Origin of the sequence: Sinomonas notoginsengisoli (assembly GCF_021554725.1) — a bacterium.
Classification (GTDB): domain Bacteria; phylum Actinomycetota; class Actinomycetes; order Actinomycetales; family Micrococcaceae; genus Sinomonas; species Sinomonas notoginsengisoli.
Genome location: NZ_JAIZDP010000013.1, coordinates 48,403 through 65,051 on the forward strand (window position 1 = coordinate 48,403; position 16,649 = coordinate 65,051).

Genomic DNA, 16,649 nt, shown 5'->3' on the forward strand with positions numbered 1-16,649 from the left:
CACCCCTTGTGAGAGTGCACTAACACAAACAAACATTCTCCTCACAAAATATAACATCAAAGACGATGCAGACGGAAGAGGCCAGCAGCGGCTGGATGTGCCCGACGCGAGCGAGAGGCTAGCGTGGGCCCATGACCATTTCTTCCACGGCGCGTCCCGCTGCGACCGGCCGCCAGCATGAGCTCCGGCGGGCCGGATCCACAGCCGTGGTGACCGAGCTGGCAGCGGCGCTGCGCTCCTACTCGCGCGACGGCGTCGTACTCACCGAGACGTACGGTGACCACCAGATCCCGCCGCGCGCTGTCGGGATCATGCTCGCCCCGTGGGCGAACCGCATCGAGGATGGCCGGTGGACGCTCGACGGCACTACACAACAGCTGGATATCACCGAGCCCACACGCGGCCACGCGAGCCACGGGCTCCTCCGCAACACCGGCTACGATCTGCTCGAACGCACGGAATCCTCGGCGGCGCTCGAGGCCGTGGCCTTCCCCCAGCATGGCTACCCCTTCCTCGTCCGGCACCGCGTGGACTACGCGCTCGATGCCGAAGGCGGCCTGCGCGTCACGCAGACGCTCACGAACGACTCCGACGCCGCGGCGCCCTATGTTCTGGGCGCACACCCCTACCTTCGGGTGGGGGACGTGCCGAGCGAGGAGCTCACGCTCACTGTGCCGGCAACAACTCGGTTCGTGGAGGACGAGCGCCTCATCCCGCGCAGGTCGGAACCGGCCGCGGGCGAATGGGACCTGCGCGGTGGCCGCACCGTGGGCGAGCTCACGCTCGATGCGGGGTACACCGGGCTGGCCTTCGCTGCGGTGGCGCACGACGGCGAGGGGGAGCCTCGGTCGGTCCGCTCGACGCTCACCGCGCCGGACGGCCGGAGCGTGTGGCTCTGGCAGGAGGAGTCTTGCCGCTACGTGCACGTGTTCGTCACGGACACCTTCCCGGGGCGGGCCAAGGGCGTGGCGCTCGAGCCGATGACCGGTGCGGCCAACGCGTTCAACTCGGGCGAAGGGCTCCAGTGGGTAGGCCCCGGGGAGTCGGCCTCGATGAGGTGGGGCATCGGCTCGAGCCTGTGAATGGCAGGATGGGGACATGGAGCCCACGCCCGAAGGACCCCTGACCGACGTCGTACCGGCCCCAAGCGCTGGGAACCCAGCCGAACCGGAGCCCACATTTCCCGCCCCGCGCCCGGTGAATGACGCTGACCTGCCGTTCGCCCTGAGGATCGCGGCGGCGTGGTCGTGGCGCATCGCGATGATCCTCGTGGTGGCCTGGGCCATCGCGTGGGCGCTCGCGCAGCTGAGCTTCCTGGTGATCCCGGTCCTCGTGGCCGCGCTCCTCGCGGGCCTGCTGAACCCCGTGGTCGGGCTGCTCCGCCGGGTGCGCGTGCCGCGAGGCCTCGCGGTCGCCGTCACGGAGCTGGGCTTCATCGCCGTCGTGGCCGGGCTGCTCACCCTCGTCGGCCGGCAGATCTCCTCCGGATTCGCCGAGCTGTGGGGGGAGGCGCTCGCAGGGCTGACCGAGATCCAGAGGTGGCTCGCGGAGGGTCCCCTGCAGCTGACCTCGGCCCAGCTCGGGACCTACATCAGCGACGCCCGGCACGTGCTCGAGACGAATCAGGGCACCCTGGTCAGCGGAGTCCTCAGCGTCGGCTCGTCCGCGGGACACTTCATCACGGGCGCGCTCATCACCTTGTTCGTCCTCGTCTTCTTCCTGCTCGAGGGGGAACGGATCTGGGCCTTCCTCGTGCGGCTCCTGCCCCGGCAGGCCAGGCCGGCCGCGGACGGCGCAGGCCGCAGGGGCTGGACCTCGCTCGTGAGCTACGTGCGGGTCCAGGTGTTCGTCGCCGCGGTGGATGCCATCGGCATCGGCGTCGGGGCGGCGATCCTCGGCGTCCCGCTCGCGCTCCCGCTGGGCATCCTCGTCTTCGTCGCGTCCTTCGTCCCCGTGGTTGGCGCGCTCGTCAGCGGCGCGATCGCCGTCCTCCTCGCGCTCGTCGCGAACGGGGCCGTCAACGGGCTCATCATGCTCATCATTGTCATCGCGGTCCAGCAGCTCGAGTCCCACGTGCTCCAGCCGCTCGTGATGGGGCGCGCCGTCGCCCTCCACCCGGTGGCGGTGATCCTCGCCGTCGCCGCTGGCTCCTACATCGCAGGGATCGCGGGCGCACTGTTCGCGGTCCCCACCCTGGCCGTCACGAACTCCTCTGTGCGCTACATCGCGGCACGCGGGTGGGAGAACTCGTGGGAAACTGAAAGGGCGCCTGCCCCAACGGCAGGCGCCGCGCCGGCACCCCACTCCCCGTAGACGCCCCTAGGAGCAATGAGCATGAATGCACTCTCGACTCTCGCTGTGACGCTCGACGATGTCGTCGCCGCACAGGAGCTGCTCGAGGGCATCAGCACCAAGACGCCCATTGAGCAGTCGCGGGCGCTCGGGCAGATGGTCGGCGGGGACGTCTTCCTCAAGTGTGAGAACCTCCAGCGCGCGGGCTCCTTCAAGGTCCGCGGAGCCTACGTGCGCATGGCCCGCCTCAGCGATGAGGAGAAGCGGCGTGGCGTCGTGGCGGCCTCCGCGGGCAACCACGCGCAGGGTGTGGCATCCGCGGCGAAGCGGCTGGGCATCCGCGCCCGGATCTACATGCCGCTCGGCGTCGCGCTGCCCAAGCTCCAGGCCACCCGCTCCCACGGGGCGGAGGTGGTCCTCCACGGGTACAACGTCGACGAGGCCCTCGCGGAGGCCAAGCGCTACGCGGACGAGACCGGCGCCGTGTTCGTCCACCCGTTCGACAACACCGACGTCGTGGCCGGCCAGGGCACGATCGGCCTCGAGATCCTCGACCAAGTACCCGACGTGGACACCGTGCTCATGGGAGTCGGCGGCGGCGGCCTGCTCGCCGGCGTCACGGTCGCGGTCAAGGGCAAGGCGGCGGAGCTGGGGCGGGACATCCGGGTGATCGGGGTCCAGGCCGAGAACGCGGCCGCCTACCCGCCCTCGCTCGCGGCGGACGCGGTCGTCCCCCTCCCGAAGGTCGCGACTATGGCGGACGGCATCGCCGTCGGCCTCCCCGGCCAGATCCCGTTCAGCATCATTCGCGAGCTCGTCGACGACGTCGTGACCGTGAGCGAGGATTCCCTTGCCCGTGCCCTCATCTTCCTCCTCGAGCGTGCCAAGCTCGTCGTGGAGCCGGCCGGCGCGGTCGGGGTGGCAGCGCTCATGGACGGAAAGCTCGCCGAGCTGGGCATCGACGCCAAGAAGACCGTAGTGATCCTCTCCGGCGGGAACATCGACCCGATGCTCATGCTCAAGGTGATCCAGCGGGGCCTCTCGGCGGCCGGCCGCTTCCTCACCGTGCGCATGATGCTGGATGACCGCCCGGGCTCCCTCGCGACGATCTCCCGGATCATCGCCGAGAATGACGCGAATGTGACCGGCGTGGACCATACTCGGGTGGGCGGCTCGATTGCGATGGGAGACGTTGCCATCACGATCGACATGGAGACGAAGGGCCACGAGCATTCGGACCAGATCCTGCGAGCCCTGAGGGCCGAGGGCTTCCAGCCGATCGTCATCCACGTCTGAGGCGCTGGCCATGGCCGAAGGCAGACCGGGGGCGGGCGGCCAGCTAGCGAGCCGCGCGAGGGCGGGCCTCGCGACCATGGCCGGAGCCACGCTCGTGCTCTATGCGATCGAGTTCGTCAACATCGCAACGCTCGGCCTGCTCACGCGCACATTCGGCATCCGCCCCCGGGACGTCGGCAGCCTCCCCGACATCCTGACGTCGCCCCTTGTGCACGACTCGACGAGCTGGGCCCATCTGGTCGCGAACACCCTGCCGCTCTTCGTCTTCGGGTTCCTGGCGTTCCTTGCGGGCCTGCGCCAGTTCCTCACCGCTGTGGGAGTCTCCTGGCTGGCCTCCGGGATCGGCGTGTGGCTGTTCGGTGGGAGCGTCTTGGGGTATCCGTCCATCACGGTCGGCGCTTCCGGCGTCATCTTCGGGCTGTTCGGCTTCCTGCTCATCCGCGGCTTCTTCAACCGCAGCTGGTGGCAGATCCTGCTCGCACTCGTGCTCTTCGCCGCCTACGGCGGCGTACTCCTCGGCGTCCTGCCCATCGTGGGCCGGGGCATCTCGTGGCAGGCCCACATCTTCGGCCTCGCCGGCGGCATCATCGCGGCCGTCGTCCTCCGGCCCCGAGACAGGGTCGCCTGAGGCATCGCGGCGGGCCGACCGACGATGACGGCGCCGCCCACCTCTCAGGGTGGACGGCGCCGTCGTGGGTTGCTGCTGGGGAGGGGATCAGCCGTTGTAGGGCTTGGCCGAGATGATCTCGACCGCGATCTCCTTGCCGTTCGGTGCGGTGTAGGAGAGCTTGTCGCCCTGCTTGTGGCCCACGATTGCCGCGCCGAGGGGGGACTTCTCGCTGAACACGTCGAGGTCGGTTGCGCCGTCGGCAATCTCGCGCGAGCCGAGCACGAAGTGCTCCTCCTCGCCGGCGATCTTCGCGACCACCAGCATGCCGGGCTCGACCACGCCGTCGTCGGCGGGCTTCTCGCCCACCTGTGCCGTGCGCAGGAGGTCGGTCAGCTGGCGGATGCGGGCCTCGATCTTGCCCTGCTCCTCCTTGGCGGCGTGGTAGCCGCCGTTTTCCTTGAGGTCGCCCTCCTGCCGCGCGGCCTCGATCCTCTCGACGATCTCATGACGGCCGGGGCCCGAGAGGTGGTCCAGCTCAGCCTTGAGACGGTCGTACGCCTCCTGGGTGAGCCAGGCGCCGCCCTGATGGGTCGTGGTGGACATGTTCGTCTCCTCGTGGTCTATCCATGCAAAGACCCCACCTGTGGCTGTACGCACTCCCGTGAGGCGTGATGCCTCGGGAGCGCTTTCTCGGCCACCGGCGGGGCAATGGGTATTAGGACAGTCTAATGAAGATGGGACTCGATCCCAAGCGGAGTGCCCCGCGTGTTGCCTCAGGAGGCCTTGAGCCAGCACGAGTCGACGACGCCGGAGACCGCCGCGCTTTCAGTCCGCAGGGCCACGCGGTGGAGCGACGCCGTGGTCCCGGATCCGCCCGCATCGGGGCCGATCTCGACCTCCTTGTACCCCACGACCGCGTACGCGCCGGAGAGCGCATGGACCGCACAGACGGCTGTGGCCGAGGCATTCTTGGTCAGTTGGAAGTCGATCTCGGCGTGCCACGCATCCGGGGTCGAGAACCCGACGTCCTTCGACTCCACTCCGCTTCGCGCACTGGATGTGTAGGTCAGCCATCCGGCCACGGCCACCGCCACGGCGAGCGCCGCGACGATGAGGATCCGGGCCGTTCGCTTGGTCAGCCGACGCCGGGGAACGCCGTATCGGGCGGCAAGAGCAGGGGAGTCGGTCACCTGACTATTCTAGGAGGCGTGTCAGAGAACCCTTCCGCCCTCCGACTGCTGGCCGTCCACGCCCACCCCGACGACGAGTCGAGCAAGGGCGCCCCCATGATGGCAAAGTACCTCGCCGAGGGCCACGAGGTCACGGTGGTCTCGTGCACCGACGGCTCGCGGGGCGACATCCAGAACCCCCACATCCTCGATGCCCCGCACCCCCGCCGCGACATGGCCGGTGCGCGCAGGCTCGAGATGGCCGCAGCACGCGAGGTCCTCGGAGTCGCGCACCGCTGGCTGGGCTTCATGGACTCCGGGCTGCCCGAGGGAGACCCGCTCCCAGCGCTGCCCTGGGGCTCGTTCGCTACGCTGCCCATCGAGGAAGCCGCTGCACCGCTCGTGCGGCTGGTGCGCGAGTTCCGTCCGCATGTCATCGTGGCGTACGACGAGAACGGGGGATACCCGCACCCGGACCACATCATGGCCCATCGGGTCGCGGTCGAGGCCTTCCACGCAGCGGGGAATGCTGACGCGTATCCGGATGCCGGCCAGACATGGGCGCCGTCGAAGCTCTACTACGACGTCTCCTTCTACCCCGAGAAGACCCGGCGCATCCACGACGCCCTCGTGGCAGCCGGCCTCGACTCCCCGTATGCGGACTGGATCGCCCGTGCGGCGGAGAACGACGCCGAGGGGCACCGCCCGTGGACATCCCGCCACCCTGTTACCACCCAGGTGGAGTGCGCCGAGTACTTTGGCGTCCGTGACAAGGCACTCCTCGCGCACGCGACCCAGATCGATCCGGATGGATGGTTCTTCGCCGTCCCGCTGGCGATGAGGGAGCGGGAGTGGCCCTGGGAGGACTACGCGCTCATCGAGTCCTCTGTCGGCTTTCCTGCCGAGGGGACGACCGAAATGGACCTGTTCGCCGGGCTACGATAGACCGGTGCAGAACCTCCTCGTTGCCCTCACCCAGACACCACCGTCCCCCGAGGGGACCCTGCGGCCCGGGCTGAGCGAGGACATGATCACCCCCGGAACCTGGGGCTTCATTGCCACGGCCTTCGTGGTGGTCCTGACCATCTTCCTCATCGTGGACATGGTCCGCCGCCTGCGGCGTATACGCTACAAGGCGCAGGTCGAAGAGGCGCTCGCGTCCGAGCAGGGCGATGCCAAGGAGGCCGATCCCCGGGGCACCGAAGCCCGAGGCGCCGGATCCCATGACAGGCGCACCGACGGCGGGGCTTCCTAGACCTCGCGCTGCGGGCTCCTATCCACCGGGACGCTCAGGCTCCCGTACCGCTCCATCCGGTGCCACTTCAGGTTCAGGCCTGCCATGGCGGTGAACACCGACTGGATCACCACGAGGTACATGAGCTGCCGGTACACGACCTGCTGGAGCGGCAGTGTTCACAGCGGGGAGAGCTTCTCGCGGTCCAGCCGGAAGGCGTACGCGGCCATGAGGAGCTGGGCGCCCATGAAGACGAGCCAGAGCACACCGATGCGGACGGGGTCGAGGAAGACCAGCCCATAGACGGCGAAGACGTCCACAACCGGCGCGAAGAGGGGCAGGAGCACTTGCAGGACGAGCAGGTAGCCGAGGCCGCGGCGCCCGAGCTTGCCAGCGGCACCGCCCTGCACCACAGCGCCGCGATGCTTCCACATGGCTTGGAGCGTGCCGTAGCACCAGCGGTAGCGCTGCTTCCACAGCGCGCCGAGGCTTGCGGGCGCCTCGGTCCAGGCGAGCGCATCTTCCTTGTACACCACCCGCCAGCCGTCCCGGCAGAGTGCCATCGTCAGGTCCGTGTCCTCGGCGAGCGTGTCACTGCTCACTCCGCCTGCGCGGACGAGCGCGCCGCGGCGGAATGCGCCGATGGCTCCGGGAACGGTGGGCATGCACTCTGCGAGGTCGAACAGGCGACGGTCCAGATTGAATCCGACCACGTACTCGATGTGCTGCCACGCACGGAGGATGCCGCCCCGGTTCGCCACCTTCGTGTTGCCTGAAACAGCGCCCACCCGCCGGTCTGCAAGGGGCTGGACGAGGGCGTGCACGGTGCCCGGCTCGAAGACCGTATCCCCGTCGACCATCACGATGATGTCCCAGGAGGCCTCGTGGAGACCCGCGTTGAGCGCCGACGGCTTGCCGCCATTCTGCTTCCGCACGACCCTGACGCCGGGGATCGCGAGCGCCTCGACGAGGTCCGCGGTGCCGTCCGTCGAGCCGTCGTCGACAACGATGATCTCCACGGGATGTGTCGAGGCCGCGATGGAGCGGACCGCGGCCTCGATGCCGGCCGACTCATTGTATGCGGGAACGATCACGGTGACCGGCTCAGTGACCTCCGGCAGGATGGGCACGCTCCGCCGGCGGCGGCCCCTCCGCCCGAGCCGATGATGCTTCGACGCGACGGCCATCACCAGCACCGCGCGAACGAGGGTCACGGCGCCGCTCGCGGCGAGAAGCCACGAGATGACAGCCACGACGGCTTCGCTCGCGCCCATCCCCCAGACAAACGCGGTTCCCACGACCTGCTCGCCGGCCGGGGCCGGGCGCATGCTGGAGATTCCGACCGACTCGCCCACGGTGGTCGGGCGGTGGCCCTGTGCCGCGGCCCGGGTCAGCACCCCGTCGAGGGCCGCGACCGTCTCGCTCCGGTCCCCGCCGCCGTCGTGCATGAGCAGGACCTGGCCCTCAGGGCCGGTGGGGGAGGCGTTCTCCTCGATGGTCGCGACGCCCGGCCGTGCCCAGTCCCGGCTGTCCACCGTGCTCAGCACGGTCAGATAGCCTTCGGCGGACGCCGAGCGCATCGCCGACCACAGCCCCGAGTCCACGGCGTTGTTCTCTGAACTGTAGGGAGGGCGAAGGAGCGAGGCCGTCTGTCCTGTGATGCCGGCGACGGCGCGCTGGGCGCCCAGGATCTCGAGGTCTCTGCGCCAGTCGGGGGCGGTGCCGAGGTTGACGTGGGTGAGGGTATGGATCCCGATCTCGTGGCCCTCGGCGACCATCCGCCGGACCAGGTCTGGGTGGTCTATCGCGGCAGTGCCGACCACGAAGAACGTGGCGTGCACGTGGTGCGCCTTGAGCACATCGAGGATCTGCGGGGTCCAGATCGGATCAGGGCCGTCATCGAAGGTCACGGCGAGTGTCGTTGGCCGGACGGGCCGTCCGCACCTCCGGTGTCCGTGCGTCGACCACGGGTCCGCCTTTCGTCACGGACGCCGGGACGCCATCGGTGGACCCGGCACTGGGCACGGAGTCGTTGCCGATCCCGCCGAGGTGTTCGGCGTATCCCTGAACGGCCAGGGCGAGCGCGAGGGCGATGAGCAGCGCGGCGAGGATGGCCCAGTGCGCCCTGACGCGGGCGGGCTGGCCTGGCGCGCTCGCGCGCGACCGCCGTTCACCGCGGGTTGCCGTCATGGATGCGCGGGCTGGCTGGCGCGGCGGGCCTGGCCGGGCGCCGAGCTGTTTGCCTGATTCGTGGGCTGGGCGGATGGCGAAGGCGCGGCCGCAGGCGGCTGCTGCGCCGCCGCTGGAAGGGGCGCCGGGGCAGTCGCGGCCACCGGTGGGGAAGACACTGGCGGATTGACAGGGGGAACTGCGCGTTCAGGGACGGGTCCGCCGGGAACCGGGGAGGCCACGGAAACGGGAGCCGCTGTCTCGCGCGTCCCGATCGTGCCCGGGTCATTGGGCCCACCTAGGGCAGGTGGGGCAGCCGAGCGGGTTGGCGCAGGTGCGGGCATGGCCGCGGGCGGCAGAAAAGGTGCGGCGGCATGGGGGTCTCCACCGAAGAGGGCGATCCCGAGGATGGCCACATATCCGGTGACGAGGGCCAGCGCCAAGGCGCCCATAAGGCGGGTGCGACGAAGCTTCCTGCCCGAGGCGTCCACGAAGATGGGACGGGTCTGCTTCCATCGGGACCGCCGGCGGCGCTGTGCACTGGGGCTGGGAGGAGAGGCCATCGGGAGATGAGTCTAGGGCACACCCCGGCAGTGTCGCCTGTTCCGGGTACCCATGATGCCGGAGACCGGGCAGACTCGGGACATGACGAACCGCCTCGCCGGGCAGGCCTCGGCGTACCTCCGCCAGCACGCCGACAATCCCGTCCACTGGCAGCCCTTCGGTGACGACGCCTTCGCCGAGGCGGCTCGCCGCGAGGTGCCGGTCTTCATCTCGATCGGCTACGCGGCGTGCCACTGGTGCCACGTCATGGCCCACGAGTCGTTCGAGGACCCAGCCACCGCCCAGGACCTCAACGAGCGCTTCGTCTCCGTCAAAGTGGACCGTGAGGAGCGCCCCGACGTCGACGGGGCCTACATGGCGGCCTGTCAGGCGATGACGGGGCAGGGCGGATGGCCGTTGAGCATCTTCGCCCTGCCCGACGGCCGCGCGTTCTACGCGGGAACGTACTTCCCGCCGGCGCCACGGCCCGGCCAGCCGAGTTTCCGGCAGGTGCTCCAGGCCGTCTCCGAGGCCTGGCGCGACCGCCGCGCCGCGGTCGAGGGCCAAGCCGGTGCGCTTGCCGAGGCGCTCGGGGGACTGTTCTCGGACCAGCTGCTGCGCCTCGACAGCTCAGCAGAGCACGACGCCGCCGGGCTGGCCGCGCTGGTGAGCGGCGCCGTCGTGCGTCTGGCCGAGACGGAAGACCGGGTTCACGGGGGCTTCGGCGGGGCGCCGAAGTTCCCGCCGTCGCCCCTGCTCGAGTTCCTCATCCGGCATGCGGCAGGGACCGCGGAGACGGCGGAGACGGCGAGGGGCCTCGCGGGCCGGACGCTGGCCGCGATGTGCCGCTCGGCGGTGTTCGACACGCTGGGGGGAGGGTTCGCGAGGTACTCCGTCACGGCGGACTGGTCGGTGCCGCACTACGAGAAGATGCTCTATGACAACGCCCAGCTGCTTCGAGGGCTCGCGCACTGGGCGCCGCTCGGGGGCTCTGACGGCTTCCCCGCGGACGAGGCACGCGCTGCCGCGTCCCTTACCGCCGACTGGATGGTCCGTGAGCTGGGCCTTCCGGAGGGCGGCTTCGCCTCCTCCCTCGACGCGGATTCGGAGCGCGATGGCAGGCACGTCGAGGGCGGGTACTACGTGTGGACGGGGTCGGAGCTCACCGCCGCGCTGCAGGACGGCGGCGGGGAATCCCCCGCGGACGACGCCGCGCGGCTGGCGGCGGTGTTCGGCCTCGGAGTGGGAGAGCACGCCTCCTCCGCTCGACCGCTGCACGGCGGGCGTGCCCTCGGCCCCGAGGAGCGGGCGCTGCTCGACCGTCATCGGCCCGCCCTGCTCACTGCGCGGGGGCAGAGGATGCGGCCCGCTCGTGACGACAAGGCAGTGGCCGGTTGGAATGGCCTCGCGGTGGCTGCCCTCGCAGACGCCGCCTCGGCGCTGGGGCGTCCCGAACTCCTCGGGCCGGCGCGCGCGGCTGCGTCGCTGCTGAAGGATATCCACTGGGATGGCACCTCCCTCGCACGGGTTTCTCACGCTGGTGGCGCGTCGGGGATCGAGGGGCTCCTGGCAGACTACGCGGGCTGCGCCGAGGGCGCGTTCGCGCTGTATGCCGTGACCGGGGAGGCGCAGTGGTACGAGTGGGCTGAAGAGCTACTGGCCGTGGTGCGCGGGCGCTTCGTCGCCGATGGCCTGCTCTCCGATTCCGCCGCAGACTCCCATGCGGGCGGCGGTGTCCGCGCGGCCCTCGCCGGGTCCCGCAGCCTCGATCCGTATGACGCCGAGCAGCCCAGCGGCACGTCCCTCCTGGCAGGGACACTGCTCACCCACGCGGCGTACAGCGGCTCGGCCGAGGACCGCGCCCTAGCGGACACGATCCTAGGCCGGCTGGAGCAGCTCGTGGCCCAAGGACCTCGCGCCGCGGGTTGGCTCTTGGCCGTGGCCGAGGGATCCCTCGCCGGCCCCCTCGAGGTCGCCGTGGTCGGGCCCCTGGACGGCGCGCGCGCCGAGGAGACCTTCAGCCTGCATCGGGTGGCGCTGCTGGCGCCGAATCCTGGGCTCGTCGTTGCCCTCAGGGGGGCCACCAGCGCAGGCGGTGCGAACACCGGGGAGGGCCGGGAGGCGGCCGTCGTCCCGCTGACCGTGGACCGCCCGACCGCGCCCGACGGCGGCCCGCTCGCCTATGTGTGCCGGGACTTCGCCTGCCAGCTGCCCGTCGGAACGCCTGAGGCCCTGCGGGGGCAGCTCGCCTCCGCGGGGTAGGTTGCCCCGCGGTCAGGCCGCGGGCGCCCCCAGCACCGCGACCATGATCGCGACGAAGTGGACCGCGAACGCAGCCACTGTGAACGCGTGGAAGAACTCGTGGAACCCGAAGTGCTGGTAGGAGAAGTTGGGACGGCGGATGCCGTAGAACACCGCACCGGAGATGTAGAGGGCCCCCCCGGTGCAGATCAGGACCGCGGCCGGCATGCTGGTCGCGAAGAATTCGGGGAGGAACAGCAGGGCGGCGCATCCTAGGGCCACGTAGATGGGCACGTAGAGCCAGCGTGGCGCGGTGAGCCACAGGACACGGAAGGCCACGCCTGCCAGTGCGCCCGTCCAGATGAGGGTGAGGAGGAGCACTGCCGTGGGACGCGGAAGCAGCACCCATGCCAGAGGGGTGTAGGTGCCGGCGATCACAAGCATGATGTTCGTGTGGTCGAGCCGCTTGAGTACGGCCTTGACCCGGGGAGTCCAGTTTCCGCGATGGTAGACGGCACTCACGGAGAACATCGCGAGCCCCGTGAGCGCATAGACCGCAGAGGCGATCTTCCGGTCCGCACCGGGGGCAAGGGCGACCAGCACGATCCCTGCGGCGAGGGCCAGGGGCGCGGCGACGGCGTGGATCCACCCGCGCCAGGTGGGCTTGATCGACAGGAGCTCCGCCCGGGCGGCTGCAGTGTGCTGCATGACAGGATTCTAGCCTGCGCCCCGGTAAGTTACCCACCAGTAACAGCGCAGCCGGTCTGCGCTACCCTAGAGGGGCAGCAGCGTGCGCCGGTAGGGCAGGGAGCCGTACGGGCATGGAATCGACGGGCGGGAGGGGTATGGAACTGCCCGGTTTCCTCTATGGCTTCTACGAGCGCAGCCTCCAGCGTTCGCTGAGCCCTGGAAGCATTCCGAAGCACATCGGCGTCATGGTAGACGGCAACCGCCGCTGGGCCCGCCAGTTCAATGCCCCCACGAGCCAGGGCCACCGGGCGGGCGCGGACAAGATCCACGAATTCCTCGGATGGTGCCGAGAGCTTGGAGTACGGGTTGTGACCCTGTACATGCTCTCCACCGACAACCTGAACCGCTCGAGCGACGAGCTCGCCGAACTCACCGAGATCATCGCGGACACCCTTGACCGGCTCGACTCTGACCCAGCCGTGTCCGTGCACGCGATGGGCGCCCCCGAGATCCTCCCGGACCACCTCGCTGAGCGGCTCGCTCGCCTCACCGACAAGCCAAGCCCCTCTGAACCGCTCCATGTGAACGTCGCGGTGGGCTACGGCGGCAGACGTGAGATTGTCGATGCCGTGCGCGAGCTCCTGCGCGACGCGTTGGCGCGCGGCGAGGACATCGCCGCTCTCGCCGAACGGCTGGACGTCGAGGACATTTCGCGTTTCCTCTACACGGCAGGACAGCCCGATCCGGACCTCGTGATCCGCACCTCAGGCGAGCAGCGGCTCTCCGGCTTCCTCATGTGGCAGAGCGTGTACTCGGAGTTCTACTTTTGCGAGGCGCTGTGGCCGGCTTTCAGGAAGGTGGACTTCCTGCGTGCGCTGCGGGACTACGCCGGGCGGCAGCGCCGCTTCGGCGCCTGACACACGGCTCGCCCGCACGACGTCGAGCGCTCGCCTGAGTGCCTCCCCAACCGCGTGCGGCCGCATGTTCACAGCACTTTCCGGCGCCGCCCGAATGACACAGATGTGATTTACCGGACACTCCCCGGGATGTAACCCGCACGCCATATGACCCGGCGTACATTGGCCGCATCGGGGACATCCGCCCCCGATGCGGGGAGGCCGAGTATGGACGTTGCGCTGCAGCAGCTCCAGGAGGCCGGTCCCGGCCTCGCGGCCGAGCCGGACGGAACTGGAGAACGCCGGGGGAACCCGGGGGCTGGAGTCGACGTGACGACCACTGGAGTACTGCCCGAGGAGTCCGCAGCGGCCTTGAGTGCCGCAGAGGGCCAGCGCAGGACCTATGTCCTGGACACGTCTGTGCTGTTGTCGGATCCGCGGGCCCTCCTGCGCTTTGCCGAGCATGAGGTCGTGGTCCCGATCGTGGTGATCACCGAGCTCGAGGGCAAGCGCCACGACCCCGAATTGGGCTACTTTGCCCGCAAGGCCCTGCGCCTGCTCGACGACCTCCGCATCCAGCACGGCGGCCTCAGCCGCCCTGTGCCGCTCGAGACTGACGGCGGCGCGGAAGGGGGCACCTTGACGGTGGAGCTCAACCACATCTCCGCGGAGGTGCTCCCCGCGGGCTTCCGGAGCGGCGACAATGACGCGCGGATCCTCGCTGTGGCCCAGAACATGGCCAATGAGGGACGTTCGGTTGTCCTGGTGTCGAAGGACCTTCCCCTGCGAGTCAAGGCCTCGGCGATGGGCCTCGACGCGGACGAGTACCGCAACGAGCAGATCGTCGACTCGGGCTGGACCGGCGTCGCGGAGGTCGATGCCGACGACGAGCAGGTCGGTGCCCTCTACGGCCACGAGGCCGTCTTCATCCCCGAGGCGGCCGAGATGCCGGTCAACACCGGCCTCGTGGTCCTCTCCACCCGGGGCTCGGCGCTGGGCCGTGTGGGCTCGGACAAGCAGGTGCGGCTCGTGAAGGGTGACCGCGAGGTGTTCGGCCTGCATGGCCGTTCCGCCGAGCAGCGCCTCGCCATCGACCTGCTCATGGACCCGGGCGTGGGCATCGTCTCCCTCGGAGGCAAGGCTGGCACCGGCAAGTCCGCGCTTGCGCTGTGCGCCGGCCTCGAAGCCGTCATGGAACGCCGCGAGCACAAGAAGGTGGTGGTCTTCCGGCCTCTGTTCGCGGTCGGAGGCCAGGAGCTCGGCTACCTCCCCGGCAGTGAGGCGGAGAAGATGAACCCGTGGGGCCAGGCCGTCTTCGACACGCTCGGCGCGCTCGTGAGCCGTGAGACCCTCGACCACATCGTCGACGCAGGGCTCCTCGAGGTGCTTCCGCTCACGCATATCCGCGGGCGCTCACTGCACGACTCATTTGTGATCGTGGACGAGGCGCAGTCCCTCGAGAAGAATGTCCTCCTGACAGTGATGAGCCGCATGGGGCAGAACTCGAAGATCATCCTCACCCATGACGTTGCCCAGCGGGACAACCTCCGGGTAGGCCGTCACGACGGCGTCGCCGCAGTGGTCGAGACCCTCAAGGGCCACCCCCTGTTCGGGCACGTGACGCTCACCCGGTCCGAGCGCTCTCCCATCGCTGCCTTGGTCACGGAGCTCCTCGAGGGCGCCGAAATCTAGCCGTTGCCGCACGCCGGGGGTGCGATGCCGAGGAAGGCCGCCGCTGCCTCCTGCCCCCGGACCTCGAGATCCCACGTGGGGCGGCGGAGGGCCTCCCTCGGCAGGCGTAAGCGGAGCTCACGTTCGACGACGCCGGGCCGCGGCGAATGCCTCCCCTCGCCGTTTGGCTCGTACCCCAGCTTCCGGCTCACGGCGAGCGAGGGCGCATTCCAGTCCCACGCGCTCGTGGTCGCCACCTGGGCGCCGAGCAGGTCGAAGGCCCACATCAGGACGGCGGCGCGCATCTCGGTGCCGAGCCCACGGCCTTGGGCATCGCGTCGCAGCCACGACCCCGTGCGGATCGTCCTGAGGCCGGGGAAGTCCTTGGCGACGACATCCTGGGAACCGAGGAACGCGCCGTCGTGCGTGAAGATCCCGAACATGACGATCCAGTCCTCGGGACTGCTGCGGAGCCGGCACTCCCAGATCCAGCGGGCGGTGTTCGCGGGGAGTGCCGGGGACTCGTCCCACGGCGCCCCGAACGGAGTGCGCCCAGGCGCATGGCTGTGGATCCCGGACGCCGCGGCCTCGACGTACCGGGGAATGTCCTCGTCGCGGAGCGGTCGCAGCACGAGATTCGGGGTGAGCAGCCGTAGGCCGAAGACGGGCCAGAGCTCTTCGAGGGGGTCCATCCGGTCACGCTAGCGCATACCGAATGCTCCGCCCCTGCACGTCCGATAGGGTTCCAACGTGACCCACCGCCTCCCCGAGCTCTGGCAGGACAGCGCCCTCGCGTTCTGGCTGGTTGTCGCCTGCCTGTGCTACTACGTGTGGATGGCCGCGCGGCTGGCCGTAATCGATGTCCGCAGCCATCTCCTGCCGAACCGGATCGTGCTGCCGAGCTACTGGCTGGCCATTCCGCTGACGGTCGCGGCTGTCGTAGCCGCTGGGGGATTCGACCTGGGGGCTGGGCTGCGCGTGCTCGGCGGCGGAGCGGTGCTGTGGCTCGTCTACTTCGTGCTGCGACTTGCGTACCCCGCCGGGATGGGGTTCGGGGACGTGAAGCTCGCCGGGGTGCTCGGGCTGTATCTCGGCTTCCTCAGCTGGACGCATCTGTTCTGGGGGACGGCGGCCGCGTTCCTGCTCGGAGGCCTGTTCGGGCTCGGCCTCATCCTGACCCGGCGGGGGAGCGCGAAGTCTGCGATCCCGTTCGGCCCGTTCATGCTCGCGGGGGCCGCCCTCGCGCTCGTCCTCCCTGCCTGAGCAGGCGTTGAGGGGTCACTTCCCTGTGTTGAGGGGTCACTTCCCGACGAAATGCGCCCTCCGGCCAGGATCGCCGGCCCACTCGATTGCCCGGCGGTGCAGGGGCGCCAGGTCCGGCAGCGCGTCCGGGACGAACCAGGCCACCTCGAGATTCTCGTCGTCCGCCACGCGCGCCTCGCCGGAGACGTAGTGGCACGCCATCACCACGTCGAGGTACTGGGCATGGTCGCCGTTGGGGTAGACCACCGGCGCCGTGGTCCCGACCCCAGCCAGATGCGTCACCGTGACGTAGACCCCCGTCTCCTCCAGCACCTCCCGGACAGCCGTCGCAGCGGGCTCCTCGCCAGGCTCGAGGATGCCAGCCGGTACGGTCCACCGTCCATTGTCGGCACGCCGCACGAGGAGGAGGCGCCCGGCGTCGTCCCGCACTACCGCCTTGACCCCGGGGAGCCAGAGGGGGTGGACCCCGATTTTTTTGCGCAGGGCCAGAATGAAGTCAGGCGTGGGCATGGAACCAGCCTAGGCGGTGCTTGAGGCGGTGATGCACGACGGCGCCCGCGCGCCTCATACGGGAG

At 69.8% G+C, this 16,649-nt stretch carries 18 protein-coding genes; 10 read left to right on the top strand and 8 right to left on the bottom strand.

The genetic code is table 11. From position 1 onward, the window contains the following. Positions 1-131: 131 nt before the first annotated feature. Genes LF262_RS15425 through LF262_RS15440 form a run of 4 tightly spaced genes read left to right on the top strand, consistent with a single transcriptional unit; the run spans position 132 to position 4,216 of the window. Entirely contained in the window at positions 132-1,082 is a 951-nt protein-coding gene (locus LF262_RS15425; protein WP_235781288.1) for an aldose 1-epimerase family protein, read from the top strand. 16 nt (positions 1,083-1,098) lie between these two features. Continuing rightward, complete coding sequence (locus tag LF262_RS15430; RefSeq protein ID WP_235781289.1) at positions 1,099-2,313, top strand: AI-2E family transporter; 1,215 nt, start codon at positions 1,099-1,101, stop codon at positions 2,311-2,313. A gap of 21 nt (positions 2,314-2,334) precedes the next feature. After that, positions 2,335-3,588, top strand: a complete 1,254-nt coding sequence (gene ilvA, locus LF262_RS15435) for a threonine ammonia-lyase (RefSeq protein WP_235781310.1) — start codon at positions 2,335-2,337, stop codon at positions 3,586-3,588. Between the two features lie 10 nt (positions 3,589-3,598). After that, complete coding sequence (locus LF262_RS15440) at positions 3,599-4,216, top strand: rhomboid family intramembrane serine protease (RefSeq protein WP_235781290.1); 618 nt, start codon at positions 3,599-3,601, stop codon at positions 4,214-4,216. Positions 4,217-4,303: 87 nt separating this feature from the next. Here LF262_RS15440 and greA read toward each other — a convergent pair whose 3' ends face one another. After that, the gene (gene greA, locus LF262_RS15445; RefSeq protein WP_235781291.1) at positions 4,304-4,801 is read right to left on the bottom strand and encodes a transcription elongation factor GreA; all 498 of its coding nucleotides are present in this window, start codon (positions 4,799-4,801) and stop codon (positions 4,304-4,306) included. 170 nt (positions 4,802-4,971) lie between these two features. After that, positions 4,972-5,388 (bottom strand): DUF4307 domain-containing protein, encoded by a 417-nt coding sequence (locus LF262_RS15450; RefSeq protein WP_235781292.1) that lies wholly within the window; start codon positions 5,386-5,388, stop codon positions 4,972-4,974. 18 nt (positions 5,389-5,406) lie between these two features. Here LF262_RS15450 and mca point away from each other — a divergent pair, with 18 nt between their 5' ends. After that, positions 5,407-6,312: a mycothiol conjugate amidase Mca gene (gene mca / locus LF262_RS15455; protein ID WP_235781293.1), complete on the top strand. Its 906-nt coding sequence runs from the start codon at positions 5,407-5,409 to the stop codon at positions 6,310-6,312. Between the two features lie 4 nt (positions 6,313-6,316). Next, on the top strand, positions 6,317-6,622 hold the full coding sequence (locus tag LF262_RS15460; protein ID WP_235781294.1) for a hypothetical protein: 306 nt from the start codon (positions 6,317-6,319) through the stop codon (positions 6,620-6,622). Here the strand turns inward: LF262_RS15460 and LF262_RS15465 are convergent. From LF262_RS15465 to LF262_RS15475, 3 genes are read right to left on the bottom strand one after another with little or no spacing between them, the layout of a single operon-like run. Further along, complete coding sequence (locus LF262_RS15465; RefSeq protein ID WP_235781295.1) at positions 6,619-6,759, bottom strand: hypothetical protein; 141 nt, start codon at positions 6,757-6,759, stop codon at positions 6,619-6,621. The two genes, LF262_RS15460 and LF262_RS15465, sit on opposite strands and share 4 nt — an antisense overlap. A 21-nt stretch (positions 6,760-6,780) precedes the next feature. Further along, positions 6,781-8,511: a bifunctional polysaccharide deacetylase/glycosyltransferase family 2 protein gene (locus LF262_RS17170; RefSeq protein WP_235781296.1), complete on the bottom strand. Its 1,731-nt coding sequence runs from the start codon at positions 8,509-8,511 to the stop codon at positions 6,781-6,783. Continuing rightward, on the bottom strand, positions 8,498-8,791 hold the full coding sequence (locus tag LF262_RS15475) for a hypothetical protein (protein ID WP_235781297.1): 294 nt from the start codon (positions 8,789-8,791) through the stop codon (positions 8,498-8,500). The genes LF262_RS17170 and LF262_RS15475 overlap by 14 nt, the downstream gene beginning before the upstream one ends. Positions 8,792-9,415: 624 nt before the next feature. On the opposite strand from LF262_RS15475, the gene LF262_RS15480 reads away from it, so the two are divergent. Beyond that, positions 9,416-11,575 carry a thioredoxin domain-containing protein gene (locus LF262_RS15480; protein ID WP_235781298.1) on the top strand — a complete coding sequence of 720 codons (2,160 nt, stop codon included), beginning with the start codon at positions 9,416-9,418 and terminating at the stop codon, positions 11,573-11,575. Positions 11,576-11,587: 12 nt separating this feature from the next. Here LF262_RS15480 and trhA read toward each other — a convergent pair whose 3' ends face one another. After that, positions 11,588-12,262, bottom strand: a complete 675-nt coding sequence (gene trhA, locus LF262_RS15485; RefSeq protein ID WP_235781299.1) for a PAQR family membrane homeostasis protein TrhA — start codon at positions 12,260-12,262, stop codon at positions 11,588-11,590. A 137-nt stretch (positions 12,263-12,399) separates the two neighbouring features. Between trhA and LF262_RS15490 the strand changes: the two genes are divergently transcribed. Next, entirely contained in the window at positions 12,400-13,161 is a 762-nt protein-coding gene (locus tag LF262_RS15490; protein WP_235781300.1) for an isoprenyl transferase, read from the top strand. Positions 13,162-13,368: 207 nt separating this feature from the next. Beyond that, positions 13,369-14,832, top strand: a complete 1,464-nt coding sequence (phoH2, locus tag LF262_RS15495) for an RNA 5'-3' helicase PhoH2 (RefSeq protein ID WP_235781301.1) — start codon at positions 13,369-13,371, stop codon at positions 14,830-14,832. On the opposite strand, the gene LF262_RS15500 is transcribed toward phoH2, so the two are convergent. Further along, entirely contained in the window at positions 14,829-15,503 is a 675-nt protein-coding gene (locus LF262_RS15500; protein WP_235781302.1) for a GNAT family N-acetyltransferase, read from the bottom strand. The two genes, phoH2 and LF262_RS15500, sit on opposite strands and share 4 nt — an antisense overlap. 58 nt (positions 15,504-15,561) lie before the next feature. Between LF262_RS15500 and LF262_RS15505 the strand changes: the two genes are divergently transcribed. Continuing rightward, the gene (locus LF262_RS15505; RefSeq protein ID WP_235781303.1) at positions 15,562-16,074 is read left to right on the top strand and encodes a prepilin peptidase; all 513 of its coding nucleotides are present in this window, start codon (positions 15,562-15,564) and stop codon (positions 16,072-16,074) included. Positions 16,075-16,110: 36 nt separating this feature from the next. Here LF262_RS15505 and LF262_RS15510 read toward each other — a convergent pair whose 3' ends face one another. Beyond that, the gene (locus LF262_RS15510; RefSeq protein WP_235781304.1) at positions 16,111-16,584 is read right to left on the bottom strand and encodes an NUDIX hydrolase; all 474 of its coding nucleotides are present in this window, start codon (positions 16,582-16,584) and stop codon (positions 16,111-16,113) included. Positions 16,585-16,649: the final 65 nt, after the last annotated feature.

Excerpts from the sequence above, each read along its gene's own strand:
- LF262_RS15425 (WP_235781288.1), top strand. The coding sequence starts at position 132 with ATGACCATTTCTTCCACGGCGCGTCCCGCTGCGACCGGCCGCCAGCAT.
- LF262_RS15430 (WP_235781289.1), top strand. The coding sequence starts at position 1,099 with ATGGAGCCCACGCCCGAAGGACCCCTGACCGACGTCGTACCGGCCCCA.
- ilvA (WP_235781310.1), top strand. The coding sequence starts at position 2,335 with ATGAATGCACTCTCGACTCTCGCTGTGACGCTCGACGATGTCGTCGCC.
- LF262_RS15440 (WP_235781290.1), top strand. The coding sequence starts at position 3,599 with ATGGCCGAAGGCAGACCGGGGGCGGGCGGCCAGCTAGCGAGCCGCGCG.
- greA (WP_235781291.1), bottom strand. The coding sequence starts at position 4,801 with ATGTCCACCACGACCCATCAGGGCGGCGCCTGGCTCACCCAGGAGGCG.
- LF262_RS15475 (WP_235781297.1), bottom strand. The coding sequence starts at position 8,791 with ATGACGGCAACCCGCGGTGAACGGCGGTCGCGCGCGAGCGCGCCAGGC.
- LF262_RS15480 (WP_235781298.1), top strand. The coding sequence starts at position 9,416 with ATGACGAACCGCCTCGCCGGGCAGGCCTCGGCGTACCTCCGCCAGCAC.
- trhA (WP_235781299.1), bottom strand. The coding sequence starts at position 12,262 with ATGCAGCACACTGCAGCCGCCCGGGCGGAGCTCCTGTCGATCAAGCCC.
- LF262_RS15490 (WP_235781300.1), top strand. The coding sequence starts at position 12,400 with ATGGAACTGCCCGGTTTCCTCTATGGCTTCTACGAGCGCAGCCTCCAG.
- phoH2 (WP_235781301.1), top strand. The coding sequence starts at position 13,369 with ATGGACGTTGCGCTGCAGCAGCTCCAGGAGGCCGGTCCCGGCCTCGCG.
- LF262_RS15500 (WP_235781302.1), bottom strand. The coding sequence starts at position 15,503 with ATGGACCCCCTCGAAGAGCTCTGGCCCGTCTTCGGCCTACGGCTGCTC.
- LF262_RS15510 (WP_235781304.1), bottom strand. The coding sequence starts at position 16,584 with ATGCCCACGCCTGACTTCATTCTGGCCCTGCGCAAAAAAATCGGGGTC.